This is a genomic window from Streptomyces tremellae (genome assembly GCF_039540215.1).
Lineage (GTDB): Bacteria > Actinomycetota > Actinomycetes > Streptomycetales > Streptomycetaceae > Streptomyces > Streptomyces tremellae.
In genome coordinates, this window is record NZ_BAABEP010000035.1 from 1 (window position 1) to 14,178 (window position 14,178).

A 14,178-nucleotide genomic window follows, 5' to 3' on the forward strand; every position below is an offset into this window, starting at 1 on the left:
CTACGACCCACAGCCCGCCCCATCAGCTTGACGAAACCCATAGGGGCACCCCCCCAGCCCGCGCCCCGCACCGTGCCGGAATCCGATGGTCCGGCCGTGCGCCCCGGTTGCCGGGCCTTAACGTGGTCTTCATGAACGTCTTCGGAGTGGACATCGGCGGCTCTGGCATCAAGGGCGCACCCGTCGACCTGGACCGCGGCGACCTGGCGCAGCCCCGGCACAAGGTACTGACCCCGCACCCCGCGACGCCGGACGGCGTACTCGAGGGCGTCGTGGAGGTCGTACGGCACTTCGACTGGTCCGGCCCGATCGGGGTCACCTTCCCCGGCGTGGTCACCGGCTCGGTCATCAGGACCGCGGCCAATGTCGACACGTCGTGGGTCGACGTCGACGCGGGCGGCCTGATCGGCGACCGCCTCGGCATGCCGGTCACCGTCATGAACGACGGCGACGCCGCCGGGGTCGCCGAGATGGAGTTCGGCGCGGGCCGCGGCCGCAGGGGCGTCGTGATGCTGCTGACGTTCGGTACGGGCATCGGCAGCGCCCTCTTCAGCGACGGCGTCCTCGTACCCAACACCGAGCTCGGCCACGTCGAGCTGCACGGCCACGACGCGGAGAAGCGCGCGTCGTCGAAGGCCAAGGAGGACGAGGACCTCAGCTGGAGCCACTGGGCGCGCCACCGGGTCCAGAAGTACCTGGCCCACCTGGAGATGCTGTTCTCGCCCGAGTTGTTCATCATCGGCGGCGGCGTGAGCCGCAAGTCCGAGAAGTTCCTGCCGCACATCGAGGGCATCAGGGCCCAGATCGTCCCCGCGCAGCTCCAGAACAACGCGGGGATCGTCGGCGCGGCGATGACGGCGGCGCGGCAGTAGCCCGTACGGGCGGGGCGCGGCCCGTGCGGCTGCGGACTCAGCCGCGCCGCGGGGCGCGTACGGGGGCGCGGACCGCGCGGCCGGGCTCCGCCGCCTCCGCCGCCCGCGCCGCCGCGTCACGCTCCGACTGCCGACGCCCCATCTGCCGGATCTTGCGCACGGTCGCGATGACACCGGCGATCAGGGTCCCGCCGTACAGCCACCCCGCGTGCATCGCCAGCGACGTGACCACGGCCATCGCCTGCGCGGCGAAGCCGCCGGTGCCGCCGGAGACCGGCACCGTCCCCAGCGCGAACGCGATCGGCACGCCGATCGGCGCCGTGACCAGGTCGGCGGTGCGCACCCACAGCGCCGTCGCGGCGCTGACCGGCAGGAACATCGCACCGAAGAACGCGGGCGAGCTGCCGAACAGGAAGCTGTCCACGAAGCCGAGGAAGACCATGGAGACCGTCGCGAACAGGCCCGCGCCGAGGCCGGTCAGGCGCGGGTTCGGCAGCGCGCGGAGCGCGGCCGCGACGGGCGGCACGCGCCCCGAGGGCGCGGAGGCGCCCCGCGCGACGGGCGTGCGGTAGCCGCCCGCGGGCTGGGCCAGGGCGCCGCGCGACACGGAGGAGGAGGTACGGCGCTGAGGCTGACGTGTCCTGTACTGGTCCACCGGACCAACGTAGGTGCCGGAGGGTGAGAAAACGGGCACGGGACACGCCCTTTGGCCGACCTTGGCGCTGCGTTCGAGCCCGCCGCCCGACGCGCCAGGACGCCCCTGCGCTCCGGCGGCGGCCGAAGGCTCCCGCGGCCCGGCGGCCGAACGCTCCGGTGACCCCGGGGTCGAACGCTCCGGCGGGCCGGCAGCCGAAGGCGCCCCCTGCCCGGCGGCCTCCCGGCGCCCCTGTGGCCCGGGGGCGCCGCGTCCGCCCGTAGAATCGCAAGCTGACATCCCCATCCCCCACCCGTGCCCCCGATCACGTCCTCCACCCACCCGCACCCACCGGAAGTCGCCACCGTGTCGCTCACGATCGGAATCGTCGGTCTGCCGAATGTCGGCAAGTCGACCCTGTTCAACGCCCTGACCAAGAACGACGTGCTGGCGGCCAACTACCCGTTCGCCACGATCGAGCCCAACGTCGGCGTCGTCGGGGTGCCCGACCCGCGCCTCGACAAGCTCGCCGAGCTGTTCGGCTCCCAGCGCACTCTCCCGGCCACCGTCGACTTCGTCGACATCGCGGGCATCGTGCGCGGTGCCTCCGAGGGCGAGGGCCTCGGCAACAAGTTCCTCGCGAACATTCGCGAGTCCGACGCGATCTGCCAGGTCATCCGCGCCTTCAAGGACGAGAACGTCGTCCATGTCGACGGCAAGGTCTCACCCAAGGACGACATCGAGACCATCAACACCGAGCTGATCCTCGCGGACCTCCAGACCATCGAGAAGGTCCTGCCCCGCCTCCAGAAGGAGTCGCGGATCAAGAAGGACATCCAGCCGAAGGTCGCCGCCGTCGAGGAGGCCCAGTCGATCCTGGAGTCCGGCCAGACCCTCTTCGCCGCGGGCATCGCCCAGGGCACCGAGCGCGCCGAGCCGCTCCACGACCTGCACCTGCTGACGACCAAGCCCTTCCTCTACGTCTTCAACGTGGACGAGGAGGAACTCACCGACGACGCCTTCAAGGCCGAGCAGCGCGCCCTCGTCGCCCCCGCCGAGGCGATCTTCCTCAACGCCAAGCTGGAGGCCGACCTCGCCGAGCTCGACGACGACGAGGCCCTCGAACTCCTCCAGTCCGTCGGCCAGGAGGAGCCCGGCCTCGCCACCCTCGCCCACGTGGGCTTCCGCACCCTCGGTCTCCAGACCTACCTCACGGCAGGCCCCAAGGAGTCCCGCGCCTGGACCATCAAGAAGGGCGCCACCGCCCCCGAGGCCGCCGGCGTGATCCACACCGACTTCCAGAAGGGCTTCATCAAGGCCGAGGTCATCTCGTACGAGGACCTCCTGGCAACCGGCTCGGTAGCCGAAGCCCGCGCGGCCGGCAAGGCCCGCATGGAGGGCAAGGAATACGTCATGCGGGACGGCGACGTGGTGGAGTTCCGCTTCAACGTGTAGCCGCTGACATATCACCACGTCGCTGATCTGGCAAACGCCCAGGTCGGAAAGGGCCCGGCTCCTCGGAGTCGGGCCCTTGGTTTTTCCCCGTGCTGGGATGGTGCTGGGATAGCTGACCCCTCGTCACCTGTCATCACCCCTGCTCATCCGTACCGTGCTCGGATCGTGCTGGGATGGGATGGGAACGCCCGTGCTGGATTTCGGACAGTGTGCTGCCCGGTGCAACGGGTGGGCAGGGAGGGGATTCCATCTACACGCTTTCTTCACGGCCTCATGGTCTCGTGCGGAAACAAATCTGCACCTGCCCGACGTTGTCGATCTCCTAGCCGAGGGGGGAAGTCGGGCGTGAAGCTGTTCCACACAACGAAAGGCGGCGTGACTGAGGTCACGCCGCGTCTTGCCGATGTCGAGGCGGATGTTCAGAGCCTTATCGAGGCGCACATGGAGACGATGCTGGGGGTGCGGTTCCTGGCGAGCGAGTACGTGATCGACTGCGTCGAGGGCGGGCGGATCGACTCGCTCGGGATAGATGAGAACGGCGCGCCGGTCATCGTTGAGTACAAGCGCGGCACGGATGCCGGCGTAATCAACCAGGGCCTTTACTACCTGTCGTGGCTCACCCGGCACCGGAGCGCCTTCGACAGGCTGGTCCGCGACAGGCTCGGAGTACCGACCGCAGCGCAGGTCCTGTGGAGCGCCCCCCCCGCCTAATCTGTGTTGCCGGTGACTTCACCCGCTACGATGCGCACGCTGTGCGCGAGCACCGTCGTAGCATCGACCTGGTTCGCTATCGGTACTACGGTAGCGACCACGTCAGCCTGGAGATGGTGGTCTCCGTCACCGGCAAGTCGGCCGCGGCGAACCGGCGCACTCGCCGTCACGCGCACATGGAGGCGCCACAGGCGCTCCAGCGGCAGACCGACGCGATGGCTGAGCTGGCCGTGGCCGCGGACGAGACGCTCCGCGGTCTGGGAGATGTCATCACGCGAGTTCAGCGAAAGCAGTACGCCGCCTACCAGCGGCGGCGGAATTTTGCCTGCGTCATCCCGCCCCAGCAGACCAAGTTGCTCGTCTACCTGAAGGCCGACCCGAAAAGCGTCGATCTCACTCCCGGATTTACCCGGGACGTGACGGGGCTCGGGCACCACGGCACGGGCGACCTGGAGGTGCAGCTGCGCACTGAAAGGGACCTGGAGCGTGCTCAGGACCTGTTCCGGCTGAGCTACGCCGCGGCGTGAACGAGTAATGGCCCCCAAGTCCAGGTGCGCTTGCCTGATCAAGTTGTCGTCTGTCGCGATGCGCCCCTTCAAAGTGGCGGTCAGGTAGTGGCGGTGGAGCTATAAGTATTCGGTGGATCCCCGGTTTCGGTAACCGGGGATCCACCGCTACATTGCCGCCCAGATCTACCGAAGCCCGCCGAACAAGGCGACGTGAGCGGCCTGCGCGCTCGCCCAGTAGTGGGCGAACTGTTCCTCGTTCAGCCTCCGTACCGCGTATCCGGCGCATTTGCTGCACCAGCCCGAGCCTGTCCAATCGCCGTGGGGGCTGTGTGGGAAGGACCCGAACCCTGTTGTCGGGAGTGGCAAGCTCGGCTCGCAGCTGTCGGTTCTCCACCGTGAGTTGGTGCACGATGCGCACGAGTCCCTCGCGGTCGGCCTGCAGCTGGGCGATTTCGGCTTTGTCATTGGCCCGGAGTTCCTTGAGCTTGACGATCTGCTGCCGCAGCCGCCTCTCGCTGTCCGGTATCTGCCCGCGCTCCCGGACCTTGGCATAGAACTCGTTCTTGAGGTCCAGGTGGCGCTGGGTGAGCGCGTTGCGCGGGAGCTGGGCCTCCTGGGCCAGTGCGACGATCGTCAGGGCTCCGTTGGAGTGTTCAGGCATCCCCGCCAGGATGCGGTCCATGGCGGCGCGGATGCGGCCTCGTTCGTCCAGGACGGGGGTCATGGGGTGTTCTCCTGAAGGGTGATGCGGGTGCGGTCGTGCTCGTCGGCGAGCGTGCGGAGCCTGTCGGCGTTGTGGCACAGGCGGTCGCCGATGGGATCGGGCCGGCGGCCGGCCCGCTTGTCCAGCGCGTCGGCGTGCTGGCGGAGTTGTTCGGCGTGATGGTCGGTCCAGGCGATGTTCGCGCAGGAGCTGACGCAGCGGTCCAGGCTGGGGCTGGGAGTGTCGGTGTCGCGGTGGCACAGGGCCCGGTCCCCGTTGTAGACGTACATCAACAGCGTGTTGGGGTTGTCGTAGACGGCCAGGTCGGCGTTGGCGAGGATCTTGCGGGCCGTGCGGGTGGTGATGGCTGTGCCCTGGAACTGCGGGGCGGTGGCGGCGGCGTTGATCGCGCGGCGGGCTGCCGGGCCGGAGATGCCGATGCCGTCGTCCAGGTCCTCCTGCAGGTCGGTGATGGTGTCGATGGTGGCGCGAGCGGTCTTGTAGACGTGGCCGTAGATCATGTGCTGGGGCAGGTCGCCGTCTTCGTCCGGTTCGGGGTCGGGACAGCAGCCGCTGCGCAGCCCCAGAACTACTGGCGGGAGGGGGTTATTCCGACCGTGCGCTATTCCTGTCCTCGGGCTCTCTCGTGGGGCGAGAGAGCCCGGCATAGCGGTCCAATCACCGTCCGCTCTTGCCGAACCGTGCGATCGCCTCCAGGACCGCGTCCTGCATCGTGGGACTGCCTGTGTGTCCGGAGTCGTCGATCACTTTCAGCTCCGCGTCTGGCCACGCTTTGGACAACTCCCACGCGGTCTTCAATGGGCTGCCTAGGTCGAGTCGGCCGTGGATCAGCACTGCTGGGATACCGGCCAGCCGATGTGCGTCACGGAGCAGTTGTCCATCTTCAAGCCAGGCATCGTTCGCGAAGTAGTGCGCGCAGATCCGAACGAATGCCATCAGTGCGCTGTCAGTCTTGTCACTGTAGGCGCCCGGATGACCAAGTACCTCGTGGGCGATGACAGCGTCCTCCCAAGCACACCAGTCCCGTGCCGCCCTCTCCCTGATCGCCTCATCAGGGCTGTTCAGCAGCTGGTTATAGGCGGCCACGAGATTGCCGCTCCGGTCCGCTTCGGGAAGTGCGTCGCGGAATGTCTCCCAGGGGCCTGGCAGCAGGCGTCCGACGCCGTGGTAGAGCCAGTCGGTCTCCTCCGGCCGGGTCATGGTGACGCCGACGATGACAACCTCGGAGACTCGCTCGGGATAGCGCTCAGCGTAGGCGAGGATCAGTGTTGAGCCCCAGGAGCCGCCGTAGAGGAGCCAGTGCTCGATGCCCAGGTGTTCGCGTAGCCGCTCCATATCCTCGATGAGGTGGTCGGTGGTGTTGGGATCGAGGCTGACGGACCGGTCGGAGGCGTGAGGCCGGCTCTCACCGCAGCCACGCTGATCGAACAGGACGATCCGGTAGACTTCGGGATCGAACATCTTGCGACTGCCACGACGCCCCCCGCTGCCGGGCCCGCCGTGCACGCACAGAGCCGCCTTTCCACTGGGATTCCCGCTGGTCTCCCAGTAGATCTGGTTTGCGTCGCCGACATCGAGGAGACCGTGCGCGTACGGTTCGATGGGCGGGAACGGCTGGGCCATGACGATCTCCTCCTGAAGGCGTGAAGAACAACCTCGCGAGGCTAGTCGACGGCTGGAACGACGTCTCCTGATTTGTCCTCAGCGCGCGCGGCGAGGTATTCAGCCCAGTCGCGTCGGGCATAGGCGACCCAGCGGAGTGCGGTGTGGCGGTGCATCCCGTTCACGTCGGCGAGGATTGGGCTGGGGAGATCAGCAGCGAGTGCGGCCAGCGCCGCGTTGCGGGCGGTGCGAACCGGGATGCCGTACCGGTTGAGCTTCTGGGTCATGCCGTGCGTCGAGATCGGCTTGCCCGGGACCATGCCCGGGAAGAGCCACCGAGGCCCTGGGCGGACTCGTGAGAGCTGCGGTCGCAGCTGGGGCTGTTCGGCAAGTTGACGGAGCAGTTCGGCGAGCCTCGGCGGCAGCAGGACGGGGTGGCGGCCCAGCGTGAGGTAGGCGTGCTTGTCGTCGAACTTGAGGTGCTCGGGCGTCAGATGGCAGAGACGTTCGGTGGACGGACCGAACAGCAGGGTGATCGCACCGGCAGCTCGGACGTCCGTGGGCAGGGCATCGTCGGTCAGGCAGCTTTGAAGGAGGGGCCATCGGGTCTTGACCCCTGGTGTTGGACACACGAGGCACCGGATCCTGAGGATCTGAGAACGGACATCTCGTGGTCATGAAGAACTGTCCGCCGCAGTTCAAGGCGGACGCGGTCGCGCTGTACGAGTCGCGGCCCGATGCGACGATCAGGTCGGTCGCCGCCGATCTGGGGATCAATCCGGAGACCCTGCGGAACTGGGTGCGGGCTGCCGGGGCAAGCCGTCCACGGGGACGCCGGACGCAGGAACCGGCCCAGCCGCCGGCACCGCTGGAGGCGGAGAACGCGGCTCTGCGGAAGAAGGTCCGCGAACTCGAGGAGGAACGCGAGATCCTGCGGAAGGCCGCCAGGTATTTCGCCGGGGAGACGCGCCGGTGAACCGCTTCCCGTGTGTCGCCGACCATCAGCGCCGTTACGGCGTGAAGCGGCTCTGCAGCATCCTCGGCGTCAGCCGCTCGAGCTTCTGCTACTGGCGCCGGACAGCTGCGGACCGGGCCGCCCGGCAGGCGGCCGACGCACAGCTTGCCGCCCGGATACGGGCGGTGCACCGCGAATCGGACGGCACCTATGGCGTCCCCAGGATCACCGCCGAGCTCCGCGAGACGAACGGTGAGGCGGTCAGCCACAAGCGGGTCGCCAGGATCATGCGAGAGTCCGGGATCGAAGGGGTCCGGTTGCGCCGCCGGCACCGCACCACCGTCCCCGATCCGGCTGCGGCCAAGGCTTCGGACCTGATCCGCCGGGACTTCACCGCGGGCAGGCCGAACACGAAGTACGTCGGCGACTTCACCTCCCTGCCCATCGACGGCGGTAAGTTCTGCTACCTGGCGACCGTCATCGACCTCGCCTCGCGCCGTCTGGCCGGCCGGGCGATCGCCGGCCACATGCGCGCGGATCTCGTGACCGATGCCCTGGCCGCGGCGATCCGCACCCGCGGCAGCCTCGCCGGATCGATCATGCACACCGACCACGGAGCCCAGTACACGAGCAGGGCCTTCGCCGAAGCCTGCAGGTCAGCAGGGGTTCGGCGAAGCATGAGCCCGGTCGGGTCCAGCGCGGACAACCCACTCGCCGAGTCCTTCAACGCGGCCTTCAAACGCGAGACCCTGCAAGGACGCAAGAGCTGGCCCAACGAGCGCGAGGCCCGACTCGACGCCTTCGGATGGCTCCATCGCTACAACACCCGGCGCCGACACTCCCGCCCCGGACAGCGATCACCAATCGCCTTCGAGGACGCCTTCCACCCCACACCAACTACGCTGGCACCAGCCGCATAACCCGTGTTCAGGATTCGGGGTCAAGGCCCTCAGTAGATCGCCCCGACGTCCGCACTGGGGTTGCCGTTCATCGGGGCCCATTGGCCAGACGCTGTCGCTGTAGCGGACAGCGGGACCCGTATAGCCCTCCACGATCAGGTGCGGGGCGAAGACGGGGGCATCCGGACCGGGCAGAATTCCCCGGCCCGCACCGATGGCGAGGTTCACGCGGCCAGTCCTCCGGTCAGCAGGTCGTCGATCAAGTCCCGTTCGTCATCCGTCACTTCGGACAGTGCCTTGGTCCAGGCGGCGGGGCCGAGGCGTCTGCTCAAGTGCTCCAGGCGGGCATGGGCGTCGCCCCAGTCTGCCTGCCACAGCGCCGGGTTCATGGCGCTGCGCAGGCGCGCCAGCGCATGGTGCAGGTGGGCGAGGCGTGCATGGTGGCCAGGGTGGATGCGTGCGTTGGTGCAGCCCAGGCAGGCCAGGAACGAGGCCCCGCAGCGGCCGTCCGGGCCGGGGTAGGGGCCGTCCTCGAAGTCCCGGCAGTCCGCGGTCGCCGTCATCGCGTCACCCTCGACCGGTGCCTCGCGCAGTTCGGCCGCCAGCACCACCTGTTCAAACGTCGTTTCCTTTGGCTTGATCGTTCGTTGGTCTGAGCATGGCGAGTCTTGCTGAGCGGTTGGTGCCGGATGAGTTGTGGGAGCTGTTTCGGCGGGTGGTGCCGCCGACGGAGGTCATACGACCGCAGGGCGGCGGGCGTAAGCGGGCTGGTGATCGTGAGGTGTTGACGGCGATCGTGTTCGTGGCGACGTCCGGCTGCTCCTGGCGGCAGTTGCCACCGGTGTTCGGGCCGGCCTGGCCCACCGTCTACCGGCGTTTCGCCCAGTGGTCCAAGGCACGGGTCTGGGCCCGGCTGCATCGGGTCATCCTCGACGAACTCGGCGCGCGCGGGGAGTTGGACTGGTCGCGTTGCGCCGTCGACTCCGTCAGTGTCCGGGCCCTCAAAGGGGGCAGCTGACGGGACCGAATCCGACCGACCGAGGCAGGAACGGATCGAAAATCAACCTGATCGTCGACCGGTCGGGCCTACCGATCTCAGTGGCGATCTCTGCTGCGAACACCCATGACAGCCTCGCCCTGCAGCCCTCGTGCAGGGCACACCTCCCATCCGTAGTCGACGCGGGCCGCGGCGGCGACAGCCGCACAAGCTGCACGGCGACAAGGGCTACGACTACGACCACCAGCGGCGATGGCTCCGCGAGCGTGGCATCACGCCCCGTATTGCCCGCCGCGGCAAGGAAAGCTCCGCCCGACTGGGCCGCCACCGCTGGGTCGTCGAACGCACCATGTCCTGGCTCGCCGGCTGCAGACGTCTGCACCGCCGCTACGAACGTAAGCCGGAACACTTCCTGGCCTTCACTACGATCGCGACCAGCCTCATCAACTACCGCAGACTCACCAACTGAAACGACGTCTTACGCCCTTCAGGTCGGCGGCGCTGTCCTCACGTCGCAGGTCCGGCAGGGGCGTTGCCAGGCTGGCCGGGTCGCGCGGGTCGTGTCCCGCGACGGCGGCGGGTACGAGGGCCGCGTCCCGCACGGTGCGGGTGATCGGTCCGACGTGACCGAGCGACCAGGACAGCGACGTCACACCGTGGCGGGGGACAAGGCCGTACGTCGGTTTCAGCCCCACCATGCCGTTGAACGCCGCGGGCACGCGCATCGACCCGCCCGTGTCCGTGCCCAGCGCGAACGTGGCGGCGCCCGCGGCGACGGCCACCGCGGAACCGCCGCTCGACCCGCCCGCGATGCGCCCGGGGTCCCAGGCGTTGTGCGTCTGCGGCGTGATCAGGCCGTAGGCGAACTCGTGCGTGTGGGTCTTGCCGGGCAGCACGGCGCCCGCCTCGGCCAGGCGGGCCGCCACCGCGCTGTCCTGCTTCGCGACATGGCCCTCCCGTACCCGGGAGCTCGCCGTGGTCGGCACGCCCGCCGCGTCGATCATGTCCTTGAGCGCCATGGGGGCGCCGTGCGGCGGCCCGCGCCACCGGCGGGCCGCGATTTCGCTCCCGGCCTGCCTGGCCGCGCGCAGCGCCGCGTCCGCCGTGACGGTCACATAGGCGCAGAGCCGCGCGTCGACGGCCGCGATGCGGCCGAGCACGGACTCCGTCAGCTCCACGGGCGAGAGTTCGCGGCGCTCTACGGCCCGAGAGGCTTCGGTGAGGCTCAGCTCATATACGGCTGCATCGCCGCCGCCTCCTCCTACGGCCCGGTAGGCGGCGGCGGGCGGGGTGTCGCCGAGGTCGAGGCCGCGCAGCCCGTCGGGTACGGACCGGAAGAGGCCCGCGACCGCCGCCACCCCCGCCCGGTGCTCGTCCGCCGGGCCCTGGGCGCCTGGCCCGCCCCCTCGGCGGCGGGATCGAGCGCGTTCACAGGCTGCCCCCTCGCTCGACACACCGGCGCAGGCGGAAGGTCCCGCGCCCCGCGCATGCTAGCCGCGCCCGCACGGTCGCACAGGACCGCCTCCGCGGCCGGCGAGGGCGGCAAGTGCGGGTGGCGGCAACCTCGTTGGGCCCCGCGCGGGGCAGCGGTGACACCGCGGACGGGAGGCGGGCTCAGGCTCGGGTCTGGTAGTTCCAGGACACCGCCACATAGCGCTGCGACGAACCGCAGGAGCCGGTGGACTTCTTGTTCCACGCCACCCACGGCCCGTAGGACGTCTCGGTGTTCCCCGTGATGCCGTCCTGGCACAGCACCGCGACGCGCACCTCGCCCGGACCCTGTTTGCAGGTGATGGTCACCGACGAGGAGGTGAACGAGGTCGCATAGCAGCCGGACGGCACACTCGCGGCCGAGGCGGTGCCCGACACCGCCACCGGCAGCCCGACGGCGACAGCGCCGGCAAGCAGCAGCGAGACGGGGGTTCTCCGCATTCTCATGGCTTTCCTCTCCCAGGCTTCTCCGCGGCCGGCCGCCGGTTTTCCTCCGGTACGGCCCCGTCATTCCGTCCTGACGCGCCATGACGGCGAGTCGGACTGTGCATGCGGCGGAAAACCGCCCCTTGGCGGGGTTTTCCGGCCGAGCCGAACATAGACGCCGGCACGGGACCTGCTGCGGCCACCGATCAGCGCAGCCCGGTTTTCGCCCTGGTACGGCCTATTCCGGGCGCATCGGCTCCCGGACACGCACGGGCACGGTCCCGGCCGCGCGGGAGGAGGGTCAGGCGCCGTCGGAGTCCGCGGCGCGGTCGTGGGCGCGTTCCCTGAGGCGGGCGGTCTCCTTGCGGACCTCGGCCTGGGTGGCGCGTTCGCGCCTGAGCCACTCGGGGTCCTCCTGCTTGAGGGCCTCGATCTGGTCCGTCGTGAGGGGCTCGGTGACGCCGCCGCGGGCGAGGCCCGCGATGGAGACCTTCAGCTTCGACGCGACGACCGGGCGCGGGTGCGGGCCGTTGAGCCGCAGCTCCTTGAGCCACTCGGGCGGGTCGGCCTGGAGCGCGTTCAGCTCGCTGCGCGAGACGGTGCCCTCACGGAATTCCGCGGGGGTGGCCTCCAGGTACACACCCAGCTTCTTCGCCGCGGTCGCGGGTTTCATGGTCTGGGTGCTCTTGTGCGACGTCATGCCGTCCAGCGTAACGAGCGCGGGCGCCCCGCTCGACCACGGCCGGTTAACCTGGGGCGATGACCGCCTCGGACGTACCCTCCGCTTTCCGGCTCGCGTACGTTCCCGGGGTGACGCCCGCCAAGTGGGTGCGGATCTGGAACGAGCGCCTGCCGGATGTCCCGCTGACCCTCACCGGCGTGCCCGCCGCACAGGCGGCGGGCGTCCTGCGCGAGCGGGGCGCCGACGCCGGGTTCCTGCGGCTGCCCGTCGACCGTACGGACCTCAGCGCGATCCCCCTCTACACCGAGACGACCGTCGTCGTGGTCCCCAGGGACCACCTCGTCGCGGCGGCCGACGAGATCACCACGGAGGACCTGGCCGACGACATCGTGCTGCACCCGCTGGACGACACCCTCGACTGGGAGCGGCTGCCCGGCCGCCCGGCCGTCGAGCGGCCCGCCACGACGGCCGACGCGGTCCAGCTGGTGGCCGCGGGCATCGGCGTGCTCCTCGTACCGCAGTCGCTCGCCCGCCTGCACCACCGCAGGGACCTCACCTACCGCCCCGTCACCGACGCCCCGCTCTCCCGGGTCGCCCTGTCGTGGCGCGAGGACGGGACGACGGACCTGGTCGAGGAGTTCATCGGCATCGTCCGCGGACGCACGGTCAACAGCAGCCGCGGCAGGCCGAGGGCCGCCGCGCAGCCCGCAGAGAAGCGGAAGCCCGAGCGCACGCCCGACGCCCGCGGCAAGCAGGCCGCGGGCGGCGGCAAGCCCCAGCGGCGCTCCGGGGGAGCGCCCAGGGGCAACCGCAGGGGCAGGCCCCGCGGCCGCTCCTGACCCCGGGCCTGCGGGCGTACCGTCCGCCGTGCCCCGGCCCTCAGGCGACCCGTACCGCTCGGCCGCGCACGTACGCCGGTCAGTCCTCGACGCGGCCCGTGCCGGACGGCGCCTTCGCCACCCAGCCCGTGGCCAGGCAGAGGCCCGTCGCGCGCTGGACGGCCGCGAAGCCGAAGGGGCGGTCGAGGGTGGCGATGACGCGGGGGACCCGTGTACGCGCCGCCGAGGCCGCCCCCGCGCGCATGCCGAACGCCGTGACGGCCGCCGCCTCGAATCCCTCGGCGCCGAACTCCGCCCTCGCGGCCTGTGCCGCGGAGCCGACGGCGAGCGGCGCGGGCGAGATGCCGGGGAAGTGGCCGCGCGACGCGTCGCTCGCCGACGCGAGGCCGAACACCTCGGCGTGGCGCAGCAGGTCGTGGTGGGCCGTGAGGCGGAAGGCCGGCACGTCGAGGCGGAGGACCGGGCCCGGCGCGGGGCGCGTCGACTCGATCACGTCCTTGGCGAGGCCAGGTCCGGCCTCGGGCCCGTACGGCAGGGCGTCGGCGGGCGTCACCGCGCACCGCCCCGTGAGCGAGTCCATCGCCCCGCCGATGACCTCGCCGGGGCCCGCGCCCCGCGGGCCGACGAGGAGGTGCACGTCGATGCCGTTGTCGCCCCGCACCGGCAGCAGGGTCAGCGGGCCGTGCCGGGTGTCCGCCACGCCCGCGTCGCCGAGTCCAGGGGTGGTGCGGGTGAGGAGGGGCAGCGCCTGGCCCGCCCAGGGGCCCGCCGCCGAAGGCCGCGCCTGGCCGCCGGTGAACGGGTGCTCCCAGCGCGTCGCCAGCCGCAGCGCGCTCGCGAGGACCATCGGGACACCGGGGCCGACGTCGACCGGCATCCGGTCGATGAGGCCCCCGGTCTGCCGCGCGGCCCAGGCGTCGAGGGCGGCGCGGTCCGCCGCCGCGTCCCCGGTGAGCGCGGCGTGGCTGCCCCGCGGGAGCGTCGCGAGCCAGGCGTCGCGCAGCGGCAGCGAGCGCGCGGTCCACAGGCCGAGGGCCGCGTTCAGCCCCGCTGCGCACGGGAGTTCGGCGAGCAGCTCGCGTGCGGCGGCCGCCGCGTCCGGCGCGGGGGCGCCGACCGCCGACTCCAGTTCGCCGCGCGCGGGCCCCTCGGCGGTCTCGGCGAGCAGGGCCAGCAGCGGCCAGGCGCCGGCCGCGGAGAAGACCGTGTCGCGTGCCGCGTCGAGCCCCCGCGCCCACCGCGCGGTGAGCGCCGCCACCCCGGCCACCGCCGCCTTCTGCTCCCGCGCCATGTCCTGCCGCCCTTCTTCCTTCCGGTCGCCCGGTGCCTGCCCGCCCTGCTGCCGTGCCCCTGCCCTGCTGTCGTGCCCCTACCCGTACCCC

Annotated in this window: 13 protein-coding genes and 3 pseudogenes; 7 read left to right on the top strand and 9 right to left on the bottom strand. The window is 70.7% G+C overall.

Translation table 11 applies throughout. The annotated features are described in order from the left end of the window. The first annotated feature begins 131 nt into the window (after positions 1–131). On the top strand, positions 132–872 hold the full coding sequence (gene ppgK, locus ABEA77_RS21975) for a polyphosphate--glucose phosphotransferase (RefSeq protein ID WP_345650294.1): 741 nt from the start codon (positions 132–134) through the stop codon (positions 870–872). Positions 873–909: 37 nt separating this feature from the next. Here ppgK and ABEA77_RS21980 read toward each other — a convergent pair whose 3' ends face one another. Then, positions 910–1,527: a DUF6542 domain-containing protein gene (locus ABEA77_RS21980; RefSeq protein ID WP_425588358.1), complete on the bottom strand. Its 618-nt coding sequence runs from the start codon at positions 1,525–1,527 to the stop codon at positions 910–912. A gap of 345 nt (positions 1,528–1,872) precedes the next feature. Here ABEA77_RS21980 and ychF point away from each other — a divergent pair, with 345 nt between their 5' ends. The 3 genes and pseudogenes from ychF (at position 1,873) to ABEA77_RS21995 (ending at position 4,920) form a co-directional block, all read left to right on the top strand. Beyond that, complete coding sequence (ychF, locus tag ABEA77_RS21985) at positions 1,873–2,961, top strand: redox-regulated ATPase YchF (RefSeq protein WP_345650428.1); 1,089 nt, start codon at positions 1,873–1,875, stop codon at positions 2,959–2,961. A 441-nt stretch (positions 2,962–3,402) separates the two neighbouring features. Next, a pseudogene (locus tag ABEA77_RS21990) lies at positions 3,403–4,199 on the top strand (DUF5655 domain-containing protein). A 385-nt stretch (positions 4,200–4,584) separates the two neighbouring features. Continuing rightward, entirely contained in the window at positions 4,585–4,920 is a 336-nt protein-coding gene (locus tag ABEA77_RS21995; protein ID WP_345650296.1) for a hypothetical protein, read from the top strand. Here the strand turns inward: ABEA77_RS21995 and ABEA77_RS22000 are convergent. The 3 genes from ABEA77_RS22000 to ABEA77_RS22010 form a co-directional block, all read right to left on the bottom strand. Continuing rightward, the gene (locus ABEA77_RS22000) at positions 4,902–5,405 is read right to left on the bottom strand and encodes a hypothetical protein (RefSeq protein WP_345650298.1); all 504 of its coding nucleotides are present in this window, start codon (positions 5,403–5,405) and stop codon (positions 4,902–4,904) included. The two genes, ABEA77_RS21995 and ABEA77_RS22000, sit on opposite strands and share 19 nt — an antisense overlap. A gap of 157 nt (positions 5,406–5,562) precedes the next feature. After that, on the bottom strand, positions 5,563–6,528 hold the full coding sequence (gene pip / locus ABEA77_RS22005; protein WP_345650301.1) for a prolyl aminopeptidase: 966 nt from the start codon (positions 6,526–6,528) through the stop codon (positions 5,563–5,565). 41 nt (positions 6,529–6,569) lie between these two features. Next, complete coding sequence (locus ABEA77_RS22010) at positions 6,570–7,139, bottom strand: hypothetical protein (RefSeq protein ID WP_345650304.1); 570 nt, start codon at positions 7,137–7,139, stop codon at positions 6,570–6,572. Between the two features lie 38 nt (positions 7,140–7,177). On the opposite strand from ABEA77_RS22010, the gene ABEA77_RS22015 reads away from it, so the two are divergent. Then, positions 7,178–8,382, top strand: a protein-coding gene (locus ABEA77_RS22015; protein WP_425588359.1) for an IS3 family transposase whose coding sequence is annotated in 2 segments (ribosomal slippage) — positions 7,178–7,469 and positions 7,469–8,382 — 1,206 coding nt in all. Because the reading frame shifts where the segments join, the coding sequence is not laid out codon by codon here. A gap of 203 nt (positions 8,383–8,585) precedes the next feature. Here ABEA77_RS22015 and ABEA77_RS22020 read toward each other — a convergent pair. Continuing rightward, positions 8,586–8,972 carry a hypothetical protein gene (locus ABEA77_RS22020; RefSeq protein ID WP_345650307.1) on the bottom strand — a complete coding sequence of 129 codons (387 nt, stop codon included), beginning with the start codon at positions 8,970–8,972 and terminating at the stop codon, positions 8,586–8,588. A gap of 41 nt (positions 8,973–9,013) precedes the next feature. On the opposite strand from ABEA77_RS22020, the pseudogene ABEA77_RS22025 reads away from it, so the two are divergent. After that, positions 9,014–9,827, top strand: a pseudogene (locus ABEA77_RS22025) (IS5 family transposase). Positions 9,828–9,834: 7 nt separating this feature from the next. Here ABEA77_RS22025 and ABEA77_RS22030 read toward each other — a convergent pair. The 3 genes and pseudogenes from ABEA77_RS22030 to ABEA77_RS22040 form a co-directional block, all read right to left on the bottom strand. Next, a pseudogene (locus ABEA77_RS22030) lies at positions 9,835–10,587 on the bottom strand (amidase); the annotation flags it as partial. Positions 10,588–10,972: 385 nt separating this feature from the next. Beyond that, entirely contained in the window at positions 10,973–11,290 is a 318-nt protein-coding gene (locus tag ABEA77_RS22035) for a hypothetical protein (RefSeq protein ID WP_345650310.1), read from the bottom strand. A gap of 286 nt (positions 11,291–11,576) precedes the next feature. Continuing rightward, positions 11,577–11,975, bottom strand: a complete 399-nt coding sequence (locus ABEA77_RS22040; RefSeq protein WP_345650313.1) for a DUF5997 family protein — start codon at positions 11,973–11,975, stop codon at positions 11,577–11,579. 59 nt (positions 11,976–12,034) lie between these two features. On the opposite strand from ABEA77_RS22040, the gene ABEA77_RS22045 reads away from it, so the two are divergent. Then, on the top strand, positions 12,035–12,796 hold the full coding sequence (locus ABEA77_RS22045) for a LysR family substrate-binding domain-containing protein (RefSeq protein ID WP_345650316.1): 762 nt from the start codon (positions 12,035–12,037) through the stop codon (positions 12,794–12,796). A gap of 79 nt (positions 12,797–12,875) precedes the next feature. Here the strand turns inward: ABEA77_RS22045 and ABEA77_RS22050 are convergent, their stop codons facing one another. Next, on the bottom strand, positions 12,876–14,087 hold the full coding sequence (locus ABEA77_RS22050) for a serpin family protein (protein WP_345650318.1): 1,212 nt from the start codon (positions 14,085–14,087) through the stop codon (positions 12,876–12,878). Positions 14,088–14,178: the final 91 nt, after the last annotated feature.

Excerpts from the sequence above, each read along its gene's own strand:
- ABEA77_RS22035 (WP_345650310.1), bottom strand. The coding sequence starts at position 11,290 with ATGCGGAGAACCCCCGTCTCGCTGCTGCTTGCCGGCGCTGTCGCCGTC.
- pip (WP_345650301.1), bottom strand. The coding sequence starts at position 6,528 with ATGGCCCAGCCGTTCCCGCCCATCGAACCGTACGCGCACGGTCTCCTC.
- ABEA77_RS22045 (WP_345650316.1), top strand. The coding sequence starts at position 12,035 with ATGACCGCCTCGGACGTACCCTCCGCTTTCCGGCTCGCGTACGTTCCC.
- ABEA77_RS22040 (WP_345650313.1), bottom strand. The coding sequence starts at position 11,975 with ATGACGTCGCACAAGAGCACCCAGACCATGAAACCCGCGACCGCGGCG.
- ABEA77_RS22050 (WP_345650318.1), bottom strand. The coding sequence starts at position 14,087 with ATGGCGCGGGAGCAGAAGGCGGCGGTGGCCGGGGTGGCGGCGCTCACC.
- ppgK (WP_345650294.1), top strand. The coding sequence starts at position 132 with ATGAACGTCTTCGGAGTGGACATCGGCGGCTCTGGCATCAAGGGCGCA.
- ABEA77_RS22000 (WP_345650298.1), bottom strand. The coding sequence starts at position 5,405 with ATGATCTACGGCCACGTCTACAAGACCGCTCGCGCCACCATCGACACC.